At 73.5% G+C, this 18,145-nt stretch carries 20 protein-coding genes; 8 read left to right on the forward strand and 12 right to left on the reverse strand.

All coding sequences use genetic code 11. The features are described 5' to 3' along the window. The first annotated feature begins 189 nt into the window (after positions 1 to 189). The 4 genes from ACWDVG_RS30520 to ACWDVG_RS30535 all read left to right on the forward strand — a co-directional run bounded on the left by ACWDVG_RS30520 (position 190) and on the right by ACWDVG_RS30535 (position 3,095). Positions 190 to 681, forward strand: a complete 492-nt coding sequence (locus tag ACWDVG_RS30520; RefSeq protein ID WP_451704014.1) for a YajQ family cyclic di-GMP-binding protein — start codon at positions 190 to 192, stop codon at positions 679 to 681. Between the two features lie 67 nt (positions 682 to 748). Continuing rightward, on the forward strand, positions 749 to 1,255 hold the full coding sequence (locus ACWDVG_RS30525) for a methylated-DNA--[protein]-cysteine S-methyltransferase (protein ID WP_451704015.1): 507 nt from the start codon (positions 749 to 751) through the stop codon (positions 1,253 to 1,255). Beyond that, positions 1,252 to 1,869 carry an alpha-ketoglutarate-dependent dioxygenase AlkB family protein gene (locus ACWDVG_RS30530; protein ID WP_451704017.1) on the forward strand — a complete coding sequence of 206 codons (618 nt, stop codon included), beginning with the start codon at positions 1,252 to 1,254 and terminating at the stop codon, positions 1,867 to 1,869. Before ACWDVG_RS30525 ends, ACWDVG_RS30530 begins: the two co-directional genes overlap by 4 nt. A gap of 5 nt (positions 1,870 to 1,874) precedes the next feature. Continuing rightward, a complete protein-coding gene (locus ACWDVG_RS30535; RefSeq protein WP_451704019.1) occupies positions 1,875 to 3,095 on the forward strand; it encodes an APC family permease in 1,221 nt (406 codons plus the stop codon). Here ACWDVG_RS30535 and ACWDVG_RS30540 read toward each other — a convergent pair. The 12 genes from ACWDVG_RS30540 to ACWDVG_RS30595 form a co-directional block, all read right to left on the reverse strand. Then, complete coding sequence (locus ACWDVG_RS30540; RefSeq protein WP_451704020.1) at positions 3,071 to 3,478, reverse strand: YccF domain-containing protein; 408 nt, start codon at positions 3,476 to 3,478, stop codon at positions 3,071 to 3,073. The two genes, ACWDVG_RS30535 and ACWDVG_RS30540, sit on opposite strands and share 25 nt — an antisense overlap. Next, a complete protein-coding gene (gene htpX, locus ACWDVG_RS30545; protein WP_451704022.1) occupies positions 3,475 to 4,341 on the reverse strand; it encodes a zinc metalloprotease HtpX in 867 nt (288 codons plus the stop codon). The genes ACWDVG_RS30540 and htpX overlap by 4 nt, the downstream gene beginning before the upstream one ends. A 165-nt stretch (positions 4,342 to 4,506) precedes the next feature. After that, positions 4,507 to 6,042 carry an NADH-quinone oxidoreductase subunit N gene (locus tag ACWDVG_RS30550; protein ID WP_451704024.1) on the reverse strand — a complete coding sequence of 512 codons (1,536 nt, stop codon included), beginning with the start codon at positions 6,040 to 6,042 and terminating at the stop codon, positions 4,507 to 4,509. Then, on the reverse strand, positions 6,039 to 7,592 hold the full coding sequence (locus ACWDVG_RS30555) for a complex I subunit 4 family protein (RefSeq protein ID WP_451704042.1): 1,554 nt from the start codon (positions 7,590 to 7,592) through the stop codon (positions 6,039 to 6,041). Before ACWDVG_RS30555 ends, ACWDVG_RS30550 begins: the two co-directional genes overlap by 4 nt. A 27-nt stretch (positions 7,593 to 7,619) precedes the next feature. Beyond that, positions 7,620 to 9,611 carry an NADH-quinone oxidoreductase subunit 5 family protein gene (locus ACWDVG_RS30560; protein ID WP_451704026.1) on the reverse strand — a complete coding sequence of 664 codons (1,992 nt, stop codon included), beginning with the start codon at positions 9,609 to 9,611 and terminating at the stop codon, positions 7,620 to 7,622. Next, on the reverse strand, positions 9,608 to 9,973 hold the full coding sequence (gene nuoK, locus ACWDVG_RS30565) for an NADH-quinone oxidoreductase subunit NuoK (RefSeq protein ID WP_451704028.1): 366 nt from the start codon (positions 9,971 to 9,973) through the stop codon (positions 9,608 to 9,610). The genes ACWDVG_RS30560 and nuoK overlap by 4 nt, the downstream gene beginning before the upstream one ends. After that, positions 9,973 to 10,545, reverse strand: a complete 573-nt coding sequence (locus ACWDVG_RS30570; protein WP_451704029.1) for an NADH-quinone oxidoreductase subunit J family protein — start codon at positions 10,543 to 10,545, stop codon at positions 9,973 to 9,975. Before ACWDVG_RS30570 ends, nuoK begins: the two co-directional genes overlap by 1 nt. Then, on the reverse strand, positions 10,542 to 11,141 hold the full coding sequence (locus ACWDVG_RS30575) for a NuoI/complex I 23 kDa subunit family protein (RefSeq protein WP_451704031.1): 600 nt from the start codon (positions 11,139 to 11,141) through the stop codon (positions 10,542 to 10,544). The genes ACWDVG_RS30570 and ACWDVG_RS30575 overlap by 4 nt, the downstream gene beginning before the upstream one ends. Beyond that, a complete protein-coding gene (locus ACWDVG_RS30580; protein ID WP_451704032.1) occupies positions 11,141 to 12,109 on the reverse strand; it encodes a complex I subunit 1/NuoH family protein in 969 nt (322 codons plus the stop codon). The genes ACWDVG_RS30575 and ACWDVG_RS30580 overlap by 1 nt, the downstream gene beginning before the upstream one ends. Then, complete coding sequence (locus ACWDVG_RS30585; protein WP_451704034.1) at positions 12,106 to 13,188, reverse strand: NADH-quinone oxidoreductase subunit C; 1,083 nt, start codon at positions 13,186 to 13,188, stop codon at positions 12,106 to 12,108. The genes ACWDVG_RS30580 and ACWDVG_RS30585 overlap by 4 nt, the downstream gene beginning before the upstream one ends. After that, positions 13,185 to 13,772 carry an NADH-quinone oxidoreductase subunit B gene (locus tag ACWDVG_RS30590; protein WP_451704035.1) on the reverse strand — a complete coding sequence of 196 codons (588 nt, stop codon included), beginning with the start codon at positions 13,770 to 13,772 and terminating at the stop codon, positions 13,185 to 13,187. The genes ACWDVG_RS30585 and ACWDVG_RS30590 overlap by 4 nt, the downstream gene beginning before the upstream one ends. Next, positions 13,763 to 14,164, reverse strand: coding sequence for an NADH-quinone oxidoreductase subunit A (locus ACWDVG_RS30595; protein ID WP_030549874.1), 402 nt, complete (start codon positions 14,162 to 14,164; stop codon positions 13,763 to 13,765). The genes ACWDVG_RS30590 and ACWDVG_RS30595 overlap by 10 nt, the downstream gene beginning before the upstream one ends. A 225-nt stretch (positions 14,165 to 14,389) precedes the next feature. Between ACWDVG_RS30595 and ACWDVG_RS30600 the strand changes: the two genes are divergently transcribed. The 4 genes from ACWDVG_RS30600 to ACWDVG_RS30615 all read left to right on the forward strand — a co-directional run. Beyond that, a complete protein-coding gene (locus ACWDVG_RS30600) occupies positions 14,390 to 15,553 on the forward strand; it encodes a sensor histidine kinase (protein WP_451704037.1) in 1,164 nt (387 codons plus the stop codon). Positions 15,554 to 15,708: 155 nt separating this feature from the next. Further along, the gene (locus ACWDVG_RS30605) at positions 15,709 to 17,013 is read left to right on the forward strand and encodes a sensor histidine kinase (protein ID WP_451704039.1); all 1,305 of its coding nucleotides are present in this window, start codon (positions 15,709 to 15,711) and stop codon (positions 17,011 to 17,013) included. Positions 17,014 to 17,143: 130 nt separating this feature from the next. Beyond that, positions 17,144 to 17,803, forward strand: coding sequence for a LuxR C-terminal-related transcriptional regulator (locus tag ACWDVG_RS30610; RefSeq protein WP_451704044.1), 660 nt, complete (start codon positions 17,144 to 17,146; stop codon positions 17,801 to 17,803). Positions 17,804 to 17,957: 154 nt separating this feature from the next. Continuing rightward, a partial coding sequence (locus ACWDVG_RS30615) for a hypothetical protein (RefSeq protein WP_451704041.1) occupies positions 17,958 to 18,145 on the forward strand: 188 nt, incomplete at its 3' end.

An 18,145-nucleotide genomic window follows, 5' to 3' on the forward strand; every position in this document is an offset into this window, starting at 1 on the left:
GCCGGATCAGGGAGCGGCGGCTGGTGCGTGCGATCGCAAGGCGGAGGAGGGAGGCGATGCGGAGCATCGGGCGACCGACGACAACGCGGCGAGCGAGCGTGCCAGGCGACGCGAGCCCGGCATGATCGGCGGGACACCCCCTAGGCTTTGGGTCGTATCCAAGACATCCGAAGCAAGGAGCCACGAGTCATGGCCGACTCCAGTTTCGACATCGTGTCCAAGGTCGAGCGGCAGGAGGTCGACAACGCCCTCAACCAGGCCGCGAAGGAGATCTCGCAGCGGTACGACTTCAAGGGCACGAACGCCAAGATCGAGTGGTCGGGCGAGAAGATCCTGATGCAGGCGAGCGGCGAGGAGCGCGTGAAGGCGATCCTCGACATCTTCCAGTCCAAGCTGATCAAGCGCGGGATCTCGCTGAAGTCGCTGGACGTGGACGGCGAGCCGCAGCTGTCCGGCAAGGAGTACAAGCTCTTCGCGTCCGTCCAGGAGGGCATCTCCCAGGAGAACGCGAAGAAGGTCTCGAAGGTCATCCGCGACGAGGGCCCGAAGGGCGTCAAGGCGCAGGTGCAGGGTGACGAGCTGCGGGTCAGCTCGAAGAGCCGGGACGACCTGCAGGCCGTGATCGCGCTGCTGAAGAACCAGGACTTCGACTTCGCTCTGCAGTTCGTGAACTACCGCTGACCCCCGGTCGAGGGCGGTGTCCGAAAACCGCCAGCCCGGGTGGCGGCGGGGCTCGCACACTGGACCCATGACCGACATCACCGTGTACGCGTACGTCGACGGCCCCCTGGGCGCGATGCTGCTGGTCGGGCAGCGCGCCGAAGGGGGCCGTACCGCGTTGTGCTCGTTGTCCCTGCCGGGGCAGAAGGGCGGGGTCGCGGCCGCCGGGGCCGGCTGGGTGGAGGACGCCGGGGCCTTCGAGGAGGTCGCCGGGCAGCTCGACGAGTACTTCGCGGGGCGGCGGGACCGGTTCGACCTCGCGTTCGCGCAGAGCGGGACGGCGTTCCAGCGGCGCGTCTGGCGGGCCCTGGAGGAGATCCCGTACGGGACGACCGTGTCGTACGGGGAGATCGCCCGGCGGGTCGGTTCGGCCGGGGCCGGGGTACGGGCCGTGGGGACCGCGATCGGGCGCAACCCGCTGCTCGTGGTGCGGCCCTGCCACCGGGTGATCGGGGCGGACGGGAGCCTGCGCGGGTACGCGGCGGGGCTCGACCGGAAGCAGCGGCTCCTGGGGCTCGAAGGGGCCGGGATGTGACCGAGGGGCTGTTTCCCAGGGAGCGGGCCGAGGTGGCGCCGGGGGCGGTGCACGTCCCCGGGTGGCTGTCGGCCGAGCGGCAGCGGGAGCTGGTGGCGGCCTGCCGGGCCTGGGGCAGCGGGCCGCTGTCGTACGAGCACACCGTGCTGCCCGGCGGCGGGGTCATGTCGGTGCGCTCGCTCTGTCTGGGGCGGCGCTGGGTGCCGTACCGCTATCTGGACGCGGTCGGGGTCGAACTCCCGGGCTGGCTGGCCGACCTGGGGCGGGCGGCGGTCGTGGAGGCGTACGGGCGGGACGGCGGGTTCGCGCCCGACACGGCGCTGGTGAACTTCTACGCGCCGGGGGCGCGGATGGGCATGCACCAGGACCGGGAGGAGCGTTCGGGCGCTCCGGTGGTGTCGTTGAGCCTGGGCGACCGGTGCGTGTTCCGGTTCGGGAACGAGCGGGGGCGCGGACGGCCGTGGACGGACGTGGAGTTGGAGTCGGGTGACCTGTTCGTCTTCGGCGGGGCCTCGCGGTGGGTGTACCACGGCGTGCCGAAGGTGTTTCCTGGGACGGCCGATCCGTCGCTCGGCCTGACCGGGCGGCTCAACATCACTCTGAGAGAGACCTGAGACACGTGACAGCTGAACTCCGCCGGTCGCTGGGCGTCTTCGACGCGGTCGTGATCGGGCTCGGCGCGATGGTCGGGGCCGGGATCTTCGCCGCTCTCGGGCCGGCGGCGGGGGCCGCGGGGGCGGGGGCGGGGCTCCTCGTCGCACTCGGGGCCGCCGCGGTCGTCGCGTACTGCAACGCCATGGCGTCGGCCAGGCTCGCGGCGCTCCACCCCGCATCCGGCGGCACCTACGTGTACGGTCGCGAACGGCTCGGGCCCTTCTGGGGCTACCTGGCCGGCTGGGCGTTCGTCATCGGCAAGACGGCCTCCTGCGCGGCGATGGCCCTGACGGTCGGCACGTACGTCTGGCCGGAGCGGGCGCACGCGGTGGCCGTCGCCGCCGTGGTGGCCCTGACGGCCGTCAACTACCGGGGAGTTCAGAAGTCCGCGCTGCTCACGCGGGTGGTCGTGGCGCTGGTCCTCGCGGTGCTCGCGGCCGTGGCGACGGCCTCCTTCGCGGGCGGCGGCGGGGGCCGCGCGCCGTTCGGCGGAGAGGTCACGGCGGGCGGTGTCCTGCAGGCCGCGGGTTTGCTCTTCTTCGCGTTCGCGGGGTACGCGCGGATCGCCACGCTCGGCGAGGAGGTGCGCGACCCGTCCCGGACGATCCCGCGCGCGGTACCGCTCGCGCTGGGCATCGCGCTCGCCGTGTACGCGACGATCGCGGTGGCCGTGCTGTTCGCGCTCGGCCCGGTCGCCCTCGCGGATTCCACCGCGCCGCTCGCCGACGCGGTCCGGGCGGCGGGCGCCTCCTGGCTGGTGCCGGTGGTCACCGCGGGCGCGGCGGTCGCAGCCCTGGGTGCGCTGCTCTCGCTGATCCTCGGGGTGTCGCGCACGACCCTCGCGATGGCCCGGGACGGGCACCTGCCGCGGCGGCTCGCGGCCGTGCACCCGCGCCACCGGGTGCCGCACGTCGCGGAGCTGGCGGTGGGCGCGGTGGTGGCCGTGGTGGCGGCGACGGCGGACGTGCGGGGCGCGATCGGCTTCTCGTCCTTCGGGGTCCTCGTCTACTACGGCATCGCGAACGCCTCCGCCTGGACGCTGGGCGGCCGCGACCGGCCCCTGGCGGCGGTCGGGCTCGTCGGCTGCGGGGCGCTCGCGCTGGCGCTGCCGCCGGGGTCGGTCCTGGCGGGCGCGGGGGTCCTGGCGGCGGGCGTGGTGGCCTACGCGGTGGTGCGCAGGCCGTAGTGGTCGGTGGGGTCCGTGGGGACGATCTCCTTGCCCAGCGGGAGCAGCGAGACCGGGATCAGCTTGAAGTTGGCGACGCCGAGCGGGATGCCGATGATCGTGAGGCAGAGGACGAGGCCGGTGGCGACGTGGCCGAGGGCGAGCCACCAGCCCGCGAGGACCAGCCACAGCACGTTCCCGACGCAGGACGGCGCTCCCGCGTCGGGGCGGTCGACGACCGTGTGGCCGAAGGGCCACAGGGCGTAGACGCCGATCCGGAAGGCGGCGAGTCCGAAGGGGATGCCGATGATCGTGATGCAGAGGAGGACGCCCGCGAGCAGGTAGCCGAGGAACATCCAGAAGCCGCAGAGGACGAGCCATATGACGTTGAGGACGGTCTTCACGGGTGGCGGCCTCCTGCCATCTGTTCGAGCCGGGCGATGCGCTCGGCCATCGGCGGGTGGGTGGAGAACATCTTGGAGAAGCCCTGGCCGGGCCGGAACGGGTTCGCGATCATCATGTGGCTGGCGGTCTCGATCCTCGGTTCCGCCGGGAGCGGGAGCTGTCTGGTGCCCGCGTCGAGTTTGCGCAGGGCGCTGGCGAGGGCGAGCGGGTCGCCGGTGAGCTGGGCGCCGGAGGCGTCGGCCTCGTACTCCCGGGAGCGGGAGATGGCGAGCTGGATGACCGAGGCGGCGATCGGGCCGAGGACGAGGATCAGCAGGTAGCCGAGGAGGCCGGGGCCGTCGTCGTCGTTGGAGCGGCCGACGGGGATCAGCCAGGCGAAGTTGACCAGGAACATGATCACGGAGGCGAGGGCGCCGGCGACCGAGGAGATGAGGATGTCCCGGTTGTAGACGTGGCTCAGCTCGTGGCCGATGACGCCGCGCAGCTCGCGCTCGTCGAGGAGGGCGAGGATGCCCTCGGTGCAGCAGACGGCGGCGTTGCGCGGGTTGCGGCCGGTGGCGAAGGCGTTCGGCGCCTGGGTCGGGGAGATGTAGAGCCGCGGCATGGGCTGGCGGGCCTGGGTGGAGAGCTCCCGCACCATCCGGTAGAGCGCGGGGGCCTCGAACTCGCTCACGGGGCGGGCGCGCATGGCGCGGAGCGCGAGCTTGTCGCTGTTCCAGTACGCGTACGCGTTGGTGCCGAGCGCCACGACGAGCGCGACGATCAGACCCGTACGTCCGAAGAAGCTGCCGATGACGATGATGAGGGCCGAGAGCCCTCCGAGGAGTACGGCGGTCCTCAGCCCGTTGTGCCGGCGGTGCACGGTACGCCCTCCAGGTGGTGCGGCAGGGGAACCCTTTGCTTCGTGGTGGTCCACCGCTCCAGTGGACCCTTCCGTACTGGTCAACGCCAGGCGGGAGGCTCGGGTTCCCCGGCGCGCGGGGGGTGCCGTGAGGGCCGTACGGGTGATCGGCGGGCGGCCCGGGGGTCAGAAGAGGCTGGTCGCCGCGAAGCGGAGGGCGAACTGCGGGTAGCCGGAGAGGACGGCTCCGGCGGCGGCGGTCAGCACGATCGCCAGGGTCACCGGCGGGGAGGCCTTGAGCGCGACGGATCCTTCCGGAGCCGTGGCGGGGGCGTGCTCCGGGGCGGGGCGGAACAGCAGCGCGGTCCACCTCAGGTAGTAGTAGAGGGCGATCACGACGTTGACGGCCATGATCACGGCCAACCAGCCGAGGCCCGCGTCGACGGCCGACGAGAAGACGGTCACCTTGGCGAAGAGGCCGATGATCCCCGGGGGCAGACCGGCCAGGTTCAGGAGGAAGAACCCGAGGGCGAGGGCGGCGGCGGGGTGCGCGGCGTACAGACCGGCGTGGTCGGAGATCCGGTTTCCGGGGTGCGCCCGGGCGACGAGCGCGACGACCGCGAAGGCGCCGAGGTTCACGACGGCGTACATCAGGGCGTACGCGACGGTGGCGCCGATCTGGTCGTCGCTGGAGTACGCGGCGGCGGCGATCGGCACCAGGAGGTAGCCGGCCTGGGCGACGGAGGACCAGGCGAGGAGGCGGACCGCGCTCCACGCGCGCGTGGAGACCTGGCGCAGCGCGGCGACGTTGCCGACGGTCATGGTGAGCGCGGCGAGGACGGCGAGGGCCGGGCCCCAGACGTCGGCGTACGAGGGGAAGGCGACGACGGTCACCAGGACGAGGCCGGTGAAGCCGACGGCCTTGCCGACCACGGAGAGGTAGGCGGCGACGGGCAGCGGCGCGCCGACGTAGGTGTCCGGCACCCAGAAGTGGAACGGGACGGCGGCCGTCTTGAAGGCGAAGCCGACGAGGGTGAGGGCGACGCCCGCCTCTGCGAGGGTCTGGAGCTGCCCGGGGACGTCGTCGAGGCGCTCGGCGAGCTCGGTGAGGTGGAGGGTGCCGGTCGCCGCGTAGACGAAGCTCACGCCGAGCAGGGTGACGGCGGTGGCCGTGACGGAGGAGAGGAAGAACTTCAGCGCGGCCTCGCTCGACCGGCGGTCGCCGCGCTTGAGGCCGACGAGCGCGAACGCGGGCAGCGAGGCGACTTCGAGGGCGACGACGAGGGTCGCGAGGTCCCGGGAGGCGGGCAGCAGGGCGGCGCCGGCGGCCGAGGAGAGCAGCAGGAACCAGAACTCGCCGGCGGGGAGCTCCGCGCGGGTCGCGTCCAGGGAGAGGAGCGCGGTCAGCAGCGCGCCGCCGAGGACGAGCAGTTGGATGACGAGGGTGAAGTGGTCGGCGGTGTAGCTGCACGCGGCGGTCTGGGCGTGGGCCTGCGCCTGGGCGTCGGCGGTGAGGCAGAAGGTGGTGCGGTCGCCGGAGCGCAGCGGGACGAGGAGCACGAGGGCGGCGGCGAGGCCGGCGACCGAGACCCAGCCGAGGAGCTGCTTGCGCTCCTGCGGGACGAACAGGTCGGCGACGAGGACGGCGAGGGCGACCAGGGCCGTGAGGGTGGGCGGCGCGATCGTGAGCCAGTCGACGGACTGGACGAGCGACGACGTCATCGGGTGCCTCCCGCGAGGAGCTGCTGGACGGCCGGGTCGGTGAGGCCGAGGAGGACCGCGGGCCAGAGGCCGGCGAGGACGGTGAGGGCGACGAGCGGGGTCCAGGCGGCGTACTCGTAGCCCTGGACGTCGGCGAGCGCGGCCTCGCCCCGGGGGCGGGGGCCGCCCATGCAGACGCGGCGGACGACGACGAGGAGGTACGCGGCGGTGAGCAGGGTGCCGAAGGCGCCGATCGCGGTGAAGGTGAGGTAGGCGGGGCGGCTGAGGCCCTCGGCGGGCTCGAAGGCGCCGAAGAGGGCCAGCATCTCTCCCCAGAACCCGGCGAGGCCGGGCAGGCCGAGGGAGGCGACGGCGGCGAAGGCGAGGAGGCCGCCGAGGCGGGGGGCGCGGCCGTAGAGGGCGGCGCCGGTGGTGCCGGCGAGGGTGTCGAGGTCGGCGGTGCCGTAGCGGTCCTTGAGGGCGCCGACGAGGAAGAACAGCAGGCCGGTGATGAGGCCGTGGGCGATGTTGGCGAAGAGGGCGCCGTTGACCCCGGTGGGGGTGAGGGTGGCGATGCCGAGGAGGACGAAGCCCATGTGGCCGACGGAGGAGTACGCGATGAGCCGCTTGAGGTCGCCCCTGGCGCCGGGCCGGGCGAGGGCGAGGCAGGCGAGCGATCCGTAGACGATGCCGGCGACGGCGAAGGCGGCGAAGTACGGCGCGAGGGTGTGCATGCCGTCGGGGGCGATCGGCAGGACGATCCGGACGAAGCCGTAGGTGCCCATCTTGAGCAGGACGCCGGCGAGGAGGACGGAGCCGACGGTCGGGGCGGCGGTGTGGGCGTCCGGCAGCCAGCTGTGCAGCGGCCACATCGGGGTCTTCACGGCGAGCCCGACGCCGATCGCGAGAACGGCGATGACCTGCACCGACGCGGTCAGTCCGCGGCCGTTGTCGGTGGCGAGTGCCACCATGTCGAACGTGCCCGCCTTCACTCCGACGAGGAGGAGGCCGAGCAGCATGACGACGGAGCCGAGCAGCGTGTAGAGGACGAACTTCCAGGCGGCGGCCTGCCTGCCCTCGCCGCCCCAGCGGGCGATGAGGAAGTACATCGGGACGAGGACCGTCTCGAAGGCCAGGAAGAACAGGACCAGGTCGAGGACGGCGAAGGTGGCGAGGGTGCCGGACTCCAGGACGAGGAGGAGCGCGACGAAGGCCTTCGGCGAGGGGCCCGTGGGCGGCTTGAAGTAGCTGTACAGCGCGCAGAGGAAGGTCAGCAGCGCGGTCAGGACCAGGAGGGGGAGGGAAATGCCGTCGACACCGAGGTGGATGCGCACGTCGAGTGCCCTGATCCAGCTGATGTCGGTCGTGGCCTGCATCGTCGCCGGGTGGTCGTGGTCGAAGCCGAGGGCGAGGACGATCGCCGCCAGCAGGATCACGCCGGTCACGGTGACGCCGTGGCGGAGGACGGCCTGCTCGGGCGAGCTGCCCCTGAGGCCGGGCGGGGCCGGGAGGAGAGCGGCGGCGGCGCCGACGAGCGGCCCGGCGACGATCGACGCGAGAAGGAACTGCATCACGGATTCGCTGATATCGATCACGGATCACGCTCCGGCGACGGCGTTGACGAGGGCGACTGCGGCGATCGCCAGGACGACGGAGCCGGCGAGCAGGGCGCTCAGATAGGTCTGGACGTTGCCGGTCTGGGCGAGGCGGACGAGCCGGCCGAGCCCCTTGGCGCCGGCGCCCGCGCCCCGGACGTACGTGTCGACGACCTCGCGGTCCAGGAAGCGGACCAGGGAGGCGGCGGCCAGCACGGGGCGGACGAAGAGGGTGCGGTAGACGGCGTCCAGCTGGAAGCCGTCGGCGGCGGGGCGGTACAGCGGTCCGAGGAGGGCGCGGCCGGGGTCGGCCGGGTCCGCCGCGGGGTGCGGCAGGCGCAGCGCCTCGGCCTCGACGAGGCCCGCTTCGGCGTCCGGGTGGGCGACGTGCGGGGCGGGCGCGGCGGCCGGGACGCGGGCGGCGGTGCGGGCGGCGAGGGTGCGCCACACGGCGTAGGTGATCGCCGCTCCGGCGACGGCGAGGCCCGTGCCGAGGACGGCCGTGGTGACGGTCGGGGTGAGGGCGTGGCCGTCGAACCAGTCGTCGAGGTACGTGACGGTGAGCCCGAAGCCCAGGGACGGCACCGCGAGCACCCACAGGACGGCGGTCATGGCGATCGGCTGGCGGCCGTGGTCGGGCGCCTCGGCGCCGCGGCCGCGGAAGGCCCGCAGCCACAGGCGGAGGGCGTAGGCGGCGGTGAGGAGAGCGGTCAGCAGGCCTGCGACGAGGACGGTCCAGCCGGCCCCCGCGGGGGCGACGTCCCGGTCGCCGAGCGCGGTGTGCTCGGCGGCGACGAGGACGGCGTCCTTGGAGAAGAAGCCCGCGAAGGGCGGGATCGCGGCGAGCGCGAGGAGGGCGACGGTCATCGTCCAGTACGCGTCGGGGACGCGCCGGGCGAGGCCGCTCATGCGGGACATGGCGGTGAGCGAGTTCGTGCCGGCGGCGTGGATGACGGCGCCGGCGGCGAGGAAGAGCAGCGCCTTGAACGCGGCGTGCGAGAGGAGGTGGAAGACGGCGGCCCCGCGGTCGCCGACGGCGAGCGCCCCCGCCATGTAGCCGAGCTGGCCGATCGTCGAGTAGGCGAGGACCCGCTTGATGTCGTCCTGGGCGAGGGCGGCGAGCGCCGAGCCGACCATGGTGATCGCGGCCAGGACGGCGAGGACCGTCATCGCGGCGGCGGAGGCGGCGAAGACGGGGAGCAGCCGGGCGGTGAAGTAGACGCCGGCGGCGACCATCGTCGCCGCGTGGATGAGCGCGGAGACGGGGGTGGGTCCTGCCATGGCGTCCGGGAGCCAGGTGTGCAGCGGGAACTGCGCGGACTTCCCGGCGACGCCGGCGAGGAGCAGCAGCGCGATCACGGTGGGGTGGTCGAGGCCGCCGGTCGCGACGGCCCCGAGGACGCCGGTGATACGGAAGGTGCCCGCGTCGGCGGCGAGCGCGAAGAGCCCGATCAGGAAGGGGACGTCGCCGAGCTTGGTGACCAGGAAGGCCTTGAGGGAGGCGGCGCGCGCCTCCGGGGTCTCCCAGTAGTGGCCGACGAGGAAGTACGAGCAGATGCCCATGATCTCCCAGCCGACCAGGAGCACCATCAGGTCGCCGGAGTAGACGACGAGGAGCATCGCGGAGGTGAAGAGGGAGACGAGCGCGGCGTACGAGGGGTAGCGCGGGTCCTCGCGGAGGTAGCCGGTCGAGTAGATCTGCACGCAGGTCGCGACGAGCCCGACGAGGACGGCGACGAGGGCGGCGAAGCCGTCGATGTGGAGGCTCAGGTCGATGGGGACGGAGCCGGTGGGGGTGAGCTGGGTGGCGGCGTCGATCGCCTTCCCGCCGCCCTGGCGGGCGGCGACCACGGCGGCGAGGATCCCGGCGGCCAGGGTGGGAAGGACCGCGAGCGGGCGCACGAGGCCGGGAGCGGTGCGGCCGAGGAGCAGTCCGGCGACGGAGCCGAGGAAGGGGAGGAGGGGGACGAGGGCGGCGAGGGTGGTCGTGGTCACGCGGCGGCCTCGGCCTTCTCGTCGTCGGCGGGCTTCACGTCGTCGGCGGGTTCCGGGCGGTCCGCGGTGTCGCGGAGGCGGTCGACGTCCGAGGTGCCGCGGTTGCGGTACACCATCAGGACGATCGCGAGGCCGATGCCGATCTCGGCGGCGGCGACGGCGATCGTGAAGAGCGTGAGGGCCTGGCCGGCGTGGAGGGCGTCGCGGAGCCAGACGTCGAAGGCGACCAGGTTGAGGTTGACGGCGTTGAGCATCAGCTCGACGGACATCAGGACGAGGATCGCGTTGCGGCGGGCCAGGACGCCGTACAGCCCGACGGAGAACAGGAGCGCGGCGAGGACGGCCGGGTAGGCGAGGTGCATCAGCGCTCGTCCTCCGGCTTCTTGCGGGAGAGGACGATCGCGCCGACGAGCGCGGCGAGCAGCAGCACCGACAGCGCCTCGAAGGGCAGGACCCAGTGCCGGAAGAGGATCTCGCCGGTCACGCCCGTCGTTCCCTGCGCGGGGCCTTCGAGGTCGATCCAGGTCGTCCGGAAGGCGTCGACGACGACCCAGACGAGGGCGGCCGCGGCGGCGAGCGCGACGGCGAGGGCGACCGGCCGGTTGCCGGAGTCGGCGTCCGGGGAGCGGCCGATGGGGGCCTTGGTGAGCATGAGACCGAAGAGGAGGAGGACGACGACGGAACCGACGTAGATCAGCACCTGGACCCAGGCGATGAACTCGGCGGTCAGGAGGAGGTACTCGACGGCGAGCCCGCCGAGCGCCACGACCAGCCAGAGGGCGGCGTGCACCAGTCGGCGGGTGGTGACGGTGACGAGGGCGGCGCCGAGGGTGACGAGGCCGACGAGGACGAAGGCGATCTCGACGCCGGAGGGCGAGAGAAAACCGGGGGTGGTCGCCGCCTGCGCCGCGAGGGTGGTGGTCGTGGGGGTCACTGGCCGGCCTCCTGCTCCGGGGCGGCGGCCTCGGAGGCAGCGGCCGCGGCTGCCGCGGCTTCTGCCGCCGCGGCGGTCGCGGCGGCCTTGTCGGCGGCCTTGCGGGCGGCGGCGATCTCCTTCGGCTCCTCCGCCTTCGGGTCGAGCGCGGGCGGCTCGGGGACCGTCCACATCCAGGCGCGGAGCTTGTCCCGCTCGTGGGTGAGCTCGTGGATGTCGGTCTCGGCGTACTCGAACTCCGGGGACCAGAACAGCGCGTCGAACGGGCAGACCTCGATGCAGATGCCGCAGTACATGCAGAGCGAGAAGTCGATGGCGAAGCGGTCGAGAACGTTCCGGCTGCGCTCGCGGCCGCCCGGGGTGGCGGCCGGCACCGTCTCCTTGTGGGAGTCGATGTAGATGCACCAGTCGGGGCACTCGCGCGCGCAGAGCATGCAGACCGTGCAGTTCTCCTCGAACAGCCCGATCACCCCGCGGCTGCGGGGCGGCAGCTCGGGCTGGACGTCCGGGTACTGCGCGGTGACGTTCTTGCGCGTCATCGTGCGGAGGGTGACGGCGAGGCCCTTGGCGAGGCCGGAGCCGGGAATCGGAGCCATCAGTTGATCGCCACCTTCACGATGCCGGTGAGCGCGATCTGCGCCAGGGCGAGCGGGACGAGCGTCGTCCAGGCCAGCTTCTGGAGCTGGTCCTCACGGAGACGGGGGTAGGTCACGCGCAGCCAGATCACGACGAAGGCGAGGACCGCCGTCTTGAGGAGCGTCCAGACCCAGCCGAGACCGTCCGCGCCGAACGGGCCGTGCCAGCCGCCGAGGAAGAGGACGGTCGTCAGACCGCAGAGGACGACGATGCCGGCGTACTCGGCGAGCAGGAACAGCGCGAACCGCAGGCCGGTGTACTCGGTGTACGCGCCGAAGATGATCTCCGAGTCGGCGACCGGCATGTCGAACGGCGGCCGCTGCAGCTCGGCGAGACCGGCGACGAAGAACACGAGCGCGCCGATGATCTGCCAGGGCAGCCACCACCACTCGAAGGCGTTCAGGATGCCGGGCAGGGACACGGTGCCGGCCGCCATCGCGACGGACGCGGCGGCGAGCAGCATCGGCAGCTCGTAGGCGAGCAGCTGGGCGGCCGTCCGCAGGCCGCCGAGCAGCGAGAACTTGTTGGCCGACGCCCACCCGGCCATCAGGCTGCCGAGCACCCCGACGCCCATCACGGCGAGCACGAAGAAGATGCCCGCGTCGACCACCTGGCCGACCGCGCCCTCGCCCGGTCCGATCGGGATCGCGACGAGGACGAGGAGGTACGGGAGGAGGGCGACGGCCGGCGCGAGCTGGAAGATACGCCGGTCGGCGTCCTTCGGGACGATGTCCTCCTTCTGCGCGAACTTCACCCCGTCGGCGACGAGCTGGGCCCACCCGTGGAAGCCACCGGCATACATGGGCCCGAGGCGGCCCTGCATGTGGGCCATGACCTTGTGCTCGGTCTGGCCGACGACGAGCGGCAGGACGAGGAAGACGGCGAAGACGACGAGGAGCCGGACGGCGACGTCGAGTGCGTCGTTCACGCGGGATCGCCTCCGGCGGGGTCGGTGCGGGTGGGGGTCTCGGACTCGGACTCTGTTTCGGTGCCGGGCTCGGGCGCGGGCTCGGGCTCCGGCCCGGGCTCCGCCGGGGCGTCCGGCGTGGGTGCCGCCGGGTCCGGGGCGTCCTCGAAGGCCGGGCGCGCGTGGTGCCAGGGGGCGTCCGAGCTGCGCGTACGCGGGGCGGGTGCCGCTTCGGGCCCGGCCGGGCGGGCCTGGCTCGCGGAGCCGTCGGCGGCCGAGCGCGTACGGCGCGGCGGGCGGGACGGCGAGGCGTCCGGCGCCGCGGGCTCCGCAGCCGAAGCCGGGGCCGCCTGGCTCGCGGAGCCTTCCGACGCCGAGCGCGTACGGCGCGGGGGCCGGGCGGCGGGCTCCGCGGGCGCCGCGCTCGACGGGCCCGTGGCGGCGGGGGTCTCGGCGGCCGGGCGCGGGCGGCGGGCGGGGCGGTCCGCGGCGGCGCGGGCGGGGCGGGCCGGGGCCGGCGGGAGCTGGCCCTTCAGGGGGCCCCACTCGTTGGGGTCCGGGACGCCCGGCGGGAGCATCTGGCGGCGCTTCGGGGCGGCGCCGTCGTGGGACTCGCCCGGCTCCTTCGCGCCCGGCCACGCCTTGGCCACGCGGGCGGCGAGGACGAAGTCCTTGCGGAGGGGGTGGCCCTCGAAGTTCTCGGGGAGGAGGAGCGGGACCAGGTGCGGGTGGCCCGTGAAGTCGACGCCGAACATCTCGTGCGTCTCGCGCTCGTGCCAGGCCGCGCCCGCGTACACCTCCACCGCCGTGGGGAGGGCGGCCCCGCCGTGCGGGACGGTGGTGCGGAGCAGCAGCCGGCGGGGTCGGCCGTCGGCGAGGGACACGACGTGGGCGCAGACGCGGAAGCCGGTGCCCGGCTCGTCGACGGCGCTCAGCCAGTCGAAGTAGGTGCAGCCCAGCTCGTCGCGGGCGGTGGTGAGCGCCGCGATCCAGGAGGCCGGCGGGACGTCGACCGTCAGCAGGTCGTACGCCTGCTCCGCCGTCGCCTCCTCGCCGAAGACCTCGGTGACGGTGGTGAGGAGCGTGTCGAAGCGGCTCATCGGTCGTCGCCTCCCGGCGGGGTGACCAGGGGGCTCGTCAGCTGGGAGACGGAGGCGGCGGAGGCCCCGGAGGCGTACCGCTCGCCGAGGCTCTCGCGGGCGATCTTCTCCTGGAGCTTGAGGATGCCCTGGAGGAGCGCCTCGGGGCGCGGCGGGCAGCCCGGCACGTACACGTCGACGGGGATGATCTGGTCGACGCCCTTGGTGACGGAGTACGAGTCCCAGTAGGGCCCGCCGCAGTTGGAGCAGGCGCCGAAGGAGATGACGTACTTCGGTTCGGGCATCTGCTCGTACAGCCGCTTGACCGCGGGTGCCATCTTGTCCGTCACCGTGCCGGAGACGATCATCAGGTCGGCCTGGCGCGGCCCGGGCGCGAAGGGGATCACGCCGAGGCGGATGAAGTCGTGCCGGGCCATGGACGCGGCGATGAACTCGATCGCGCAGCAGGCGAGGCCGAAGTTGAAGACCCAGAGGCTGTAGCGGCGGCCCCAGTTCAGGACCACCTTCATCGGCTCGGGGGCGAGGCGCGCGAGCGGTCCCAGCGTGGGGGCGGGGAGCGGGTGCGGGAGCGGGGTCACGTCCATGTCAGGACGCCCTTCTTGTATGCGTAGAGCAGCCCCACGGCGAGGAAGCCCAGGAAGACGAACATCTCGACCAGGGTGGTGGCGCCGTACCCGGGCGCGGCGAAGACCGTCGCCCAGGGGAAGAGGAAGATCGAGTCGACGGCGAAGATGACGTAGAGGAAGGCGTACACGTAGTAGCGGACCTGGGTGTGGGCCCAGCCCTCGCCGACGGGGTCGACGCCGCACTCGTAGGTGAGGAGCTTCTCGGGCGTCGGGACGACGGGCCGGAGCAGGCGTCCGGCGCCGAACGCCACGGCGACGAAGAGCACGCCGACGACGGCGAGCAGCCCGACGACGGAGTACGTCTGGAAGTAGTCCGCCGCGTCGGCCGCGACAACGGTCGGTTCCCGCACGTCCGCCCCTCTGTCTCGGTGACCCCGTGTGTTCCCGGTGACCCGGTGCGCCGCCGGTGTCCCGGTGCCGTCCCGGTGTCTCGTGGGTCACTTCTGTGTCTGTACGCACGCGAGTCTAGGCCCTGCTAAAGGGACCGTAAGCAGGCACGGGTGGGGTTAACCCCCCTCCCCCTCACCCACCTCCCCCATGGCCCCGCGCGGCCCCCGGCGGGCAGGCTGGTCCCCATGACCGCCGATCACGACCCCGACGTCGCCCCGCCCCCTCCGCGCCCCGCCTACGGCGCGCAGACGTGGAAGGAGATCTCCTTCCTCCTGTCCAACCTGCTGACCTCCGTGGCCGGTTTCGTCTACGCCGTCACGACCGTGACGGTCGGCGTCGCCCTCTCCGTCACGGTGATCGGCCTGCCGCTGCTGGCCCTCGGCCTCGGCGGGGCGCGCGGGATCGGCCGTTCGGAGCGGGCGCGGGCCCGCGGGCTGCTCGGGGTGCGGGTCGCCGAGCCCTCGCCGCTGCCGCGGCGCGGCGGCTTCTTCGGCTGGCTGTGGTCCTCGCTGAAGGACCCGGTGGCGTGGCGGACGCAGCTGTACGGGCTGATGCGGCTGCCCTGGGGGGTCGTGACGTTCGCGGTCACGCTGGTCTCGCTGATCGTGCTGTGGCCGGTGCTGCCGTACGTCGCCCGGGGCCTGTCCCACGCCGACCGGATGATGGTGCGGGGACTGCTGTCGCCCTCGGACGAGCTGGAGCGGCGGATCGCCGAGCTGGAGTCGGACCGGGGCGTGGTCGTGGACACGGCCGCGGCGGACCTGCGGCGCATCGAGCGCGACCTGCACGACGGGGCGCAGGCGCGGCTGGTGGCGCTGGCGATGGGGCTCGGTCTCGCCAAGGAGAAGCTCCTGGAGGACCCGGAGGCGGCCGCGGCGATGGTGGACGAGGCGCACGGCGAGGTGAAGCTGGCCCTGCAGGAGCTGCGCGACCTGGCCCGGGGCATCCACCCGGCCGTCCTCACCGACCGCGGCCTCGACGCCGCCCTGTCGGCGGTGGCCTCGCGCTGCACGGTGCCGGTGAAGGTGTCCGTGGACCTGGCGGAGCGGCCGGCCGAGGCGATCGAGGGCATCGCGTACTTCACGGTCTCGGAGCTGCTCCAGAACGTGTCCAAGCACGCGCGGGCGCGGTCCGCCTCGGTGGACGTGTGGCGCTCGGACGACCGGCTGATGCTCCAGGTCAGGGACGACGGCGTCGGCGGCGCCCGCACGGAGGGCGGCTCCGGCCTCGCGGGGCTCGCGGAGCGGCTGGGCGCGGTGGACGGGCTGCTGGTCCTGGACTCGCCGGAGGGCGGCCCGACCGTGGTGACGGCGGAGCTGCCCTGGCGGGCGCGCCCGCGCCCCGCCTAACCGGGCGTCCGGCCGGGGCGTGACCGAAGTGGGGGGTGGGGAAAACCCCCGCCCCGAGACGCCCACCCGCCTCATGGTCCCGCGCGCTCCCGGACGGAAGGCTGGGAACCGTACCGCTCCCCCTCCTGTCGTACCGAGCCGAGAAGGGCCCCGCGATGGAATCCCACCGCCTCCCCGCCGCGATCCGCGCGCCGTTCGAGGGCCGCACCTGGCGGGCCGTCCTGTACGTGCTGATCGGGCTGCCGCTCAGCGTCTGCTGGTTCGCGCTCTCCGTCGCGTTCGTCTCGGCCGGCGCCGGGCTCCTCGTCACCTTCCTCGGGGTGCCGATCCTCGCCGGGGCGCTGGCCCTGTGCCGGGGGTTCGGTGCGGTGGAACGGGCGCGGGCGCGAGGGCTGCTCGGGGTCGACGTGGCGGCGCCGGAGCCGGTGCGGGGCCGGACGGGCGGGGCGTTCTCCTGGATGGGGGCGATGCTGAAGAGCGGGGCGTCCTGGCGGCACCTGCTGTACGCGGTGCTGCACATGCCGTGGGCGGTCCTCTCGTTCTCCGTGACGGTGGCGCTCTGGACCTGGGGCTGGAGCCTCTTCACGTACCCGCTGTGGCAGTGGGTCTTCCCGGCGTACGTCGGGCAGGACGGCCTCCAGGTGTACGGCGACCGGACGCGCGCCCTCTACCTCGACTCGCCGTTCGAGGTGGCCGTGACCAGCGCGATCGGGCTGCTGTTCGTGCTGGTCGGGCCGTGGGTGCTGCGCGGTCTGGTCGCCGTCGACCGGCTGCTGGTCGCGGGGCTGCTCGGCCCGTCCCGGCTGGCGTCCCGCGTGACCGAGCTCGAGTCGGACCGGGGCGCGGTCGTGGACACGGCCGCGGCGGACCTGCGGCGCATCGAACGGGACCTGCACGACGGGCCGCAGGCGCGGCTCGCGTCCCTGGCGATGGACCTGGGCCTGGCGAAGGAGAAGCTGGCGGAGGACCCGCGGGCGGCGGCCGTGCTGGTGGACGAGGCGCACGGCGAGGTGAAGCTGGCCCTGCGGGAGCTGCGGGACCTGGCCCGGGGCATCCACCCGGCCGTCCTGACCGACCGGGGCCTCGACGCGGCGCTCTCGGCGGTGGCCTCGCGCTGCGCGGTGCCGGTGGCGGTGGACGTGGACCTGCCGGCCCGGCCGGTGGCGGCGATCGAGGGCATCGCGTACTTCACGGTCTCGGAGCTGCTCCGGAACGTGTCCAGGCACGCGCGGGCGCGGCAGGCCTGGGTGGACGTGTGGCGCTCGGGCGACCGGCTGATGCTCCAGGTCAGGGACGACGGCGTCGGCGGCGCCCGTACGGACGGCGGCTCGGGCCCGGCGGGGCCCGCGGGGCTGGCGGGGCTCGCGCAGCGGGTCGGGGCGGTGGACGGGGTGCTGGCGGTGGACTCGCCGGCGGGCGGCCCGACGACGGTGACGGTGGAGCTGCCCTGGCGGGCGTAGCCCGGGGAACGCGTGGTGGGCGCGGTGCGGGTGCGATGCTGGGGGCGGCATCGGTCCGGTTCGCCGGACGCATCGGTTCATCAGGACGTGGGGGCAGCGGGACGTGGGCGTGGAAGAGGTGGCGGGCCGGGTGCGGGTGGTCATCGCCGAGGATTCGGTACTGCTCCGTGAGGGCCTGACCAGGCTGCTCACGGACCGGGGGCACGAGGTCGTCGCCGGTGTGGGCGACGGCGAGGCGCTGGTGAAGACGGTGGCGGGGCTCGCGGACGAGGGCGCCCTGCCGGACGTGGTGGTCGCGGACGTGCGGATGCCTCCGACGCACACGGACGAGGGCGTACGGGCGGCGGTGCGGCTGCGGAAGGACCACCCGGGACTGGGGGTGCTGGTGCTGTCGCAGTACGTGGAGGAGCAGTACGCCACCGAACTCCTGGCCGGTTCCAGCCGGGGGGTGGGTTACCTCCTGAAGGACCGGGTGGCGGACGTGCGCGAGTTCGTCGACGCGGTCGTACGGGTCGCAGGGGGCGGTACGGCGCTGGACCCGGAGGTCGTGCAGCAGCTGCTCGGCCGGAGCCGTCAGCAGGACGTCCTGGCCCATCTGACCCCGCGGGAGCGGGAGGTCCTGGGCCTGATGGCGGAGGGGCGGACGAACTCGGCGATCGCGAAGCAGCTGGTGGTGAGCGACGGGGCCGTGGAGAAGCACATCAGCAACATCTTCCTGAAGCTGGGCCTCTCGCCGAGTGACGGCGATCACCGACGGGTACTCGCGGTGTTGACGTACCTGAGATCCTGATCGTCTGACATCGTGTCAGATGTCAGGTGTCCGGCCCCGGGGCCCCTCACCGTCGTAGGGTGGCGGTGGGACGGACGGTGACCGGCCGCCCGGCCCGAGAAGGTTCTCCGGCCCACGGCGGAGAACCCCCTTGCCGCGAGGGAGGTCCAGTTCAGTGACCAGCCAGGTCAGTAGCGAGGCCGGCGAGGCCCTGGTCGGGGAGCAGCGCAGCGCTCCCGCGACGCCCCGCCACGGCACCGAGAAGGAAGTCCGCCGGCTTGATCGGGTGATTATCCGGTTCGCGGGTGACTCGGGTGACGGTATGCAGCTCACGGGTGACCGGTTCACTTCGGAGACGGCGTC

The organism is Streptomyces sp. NPDC003327, assembly GCF_053589515.1.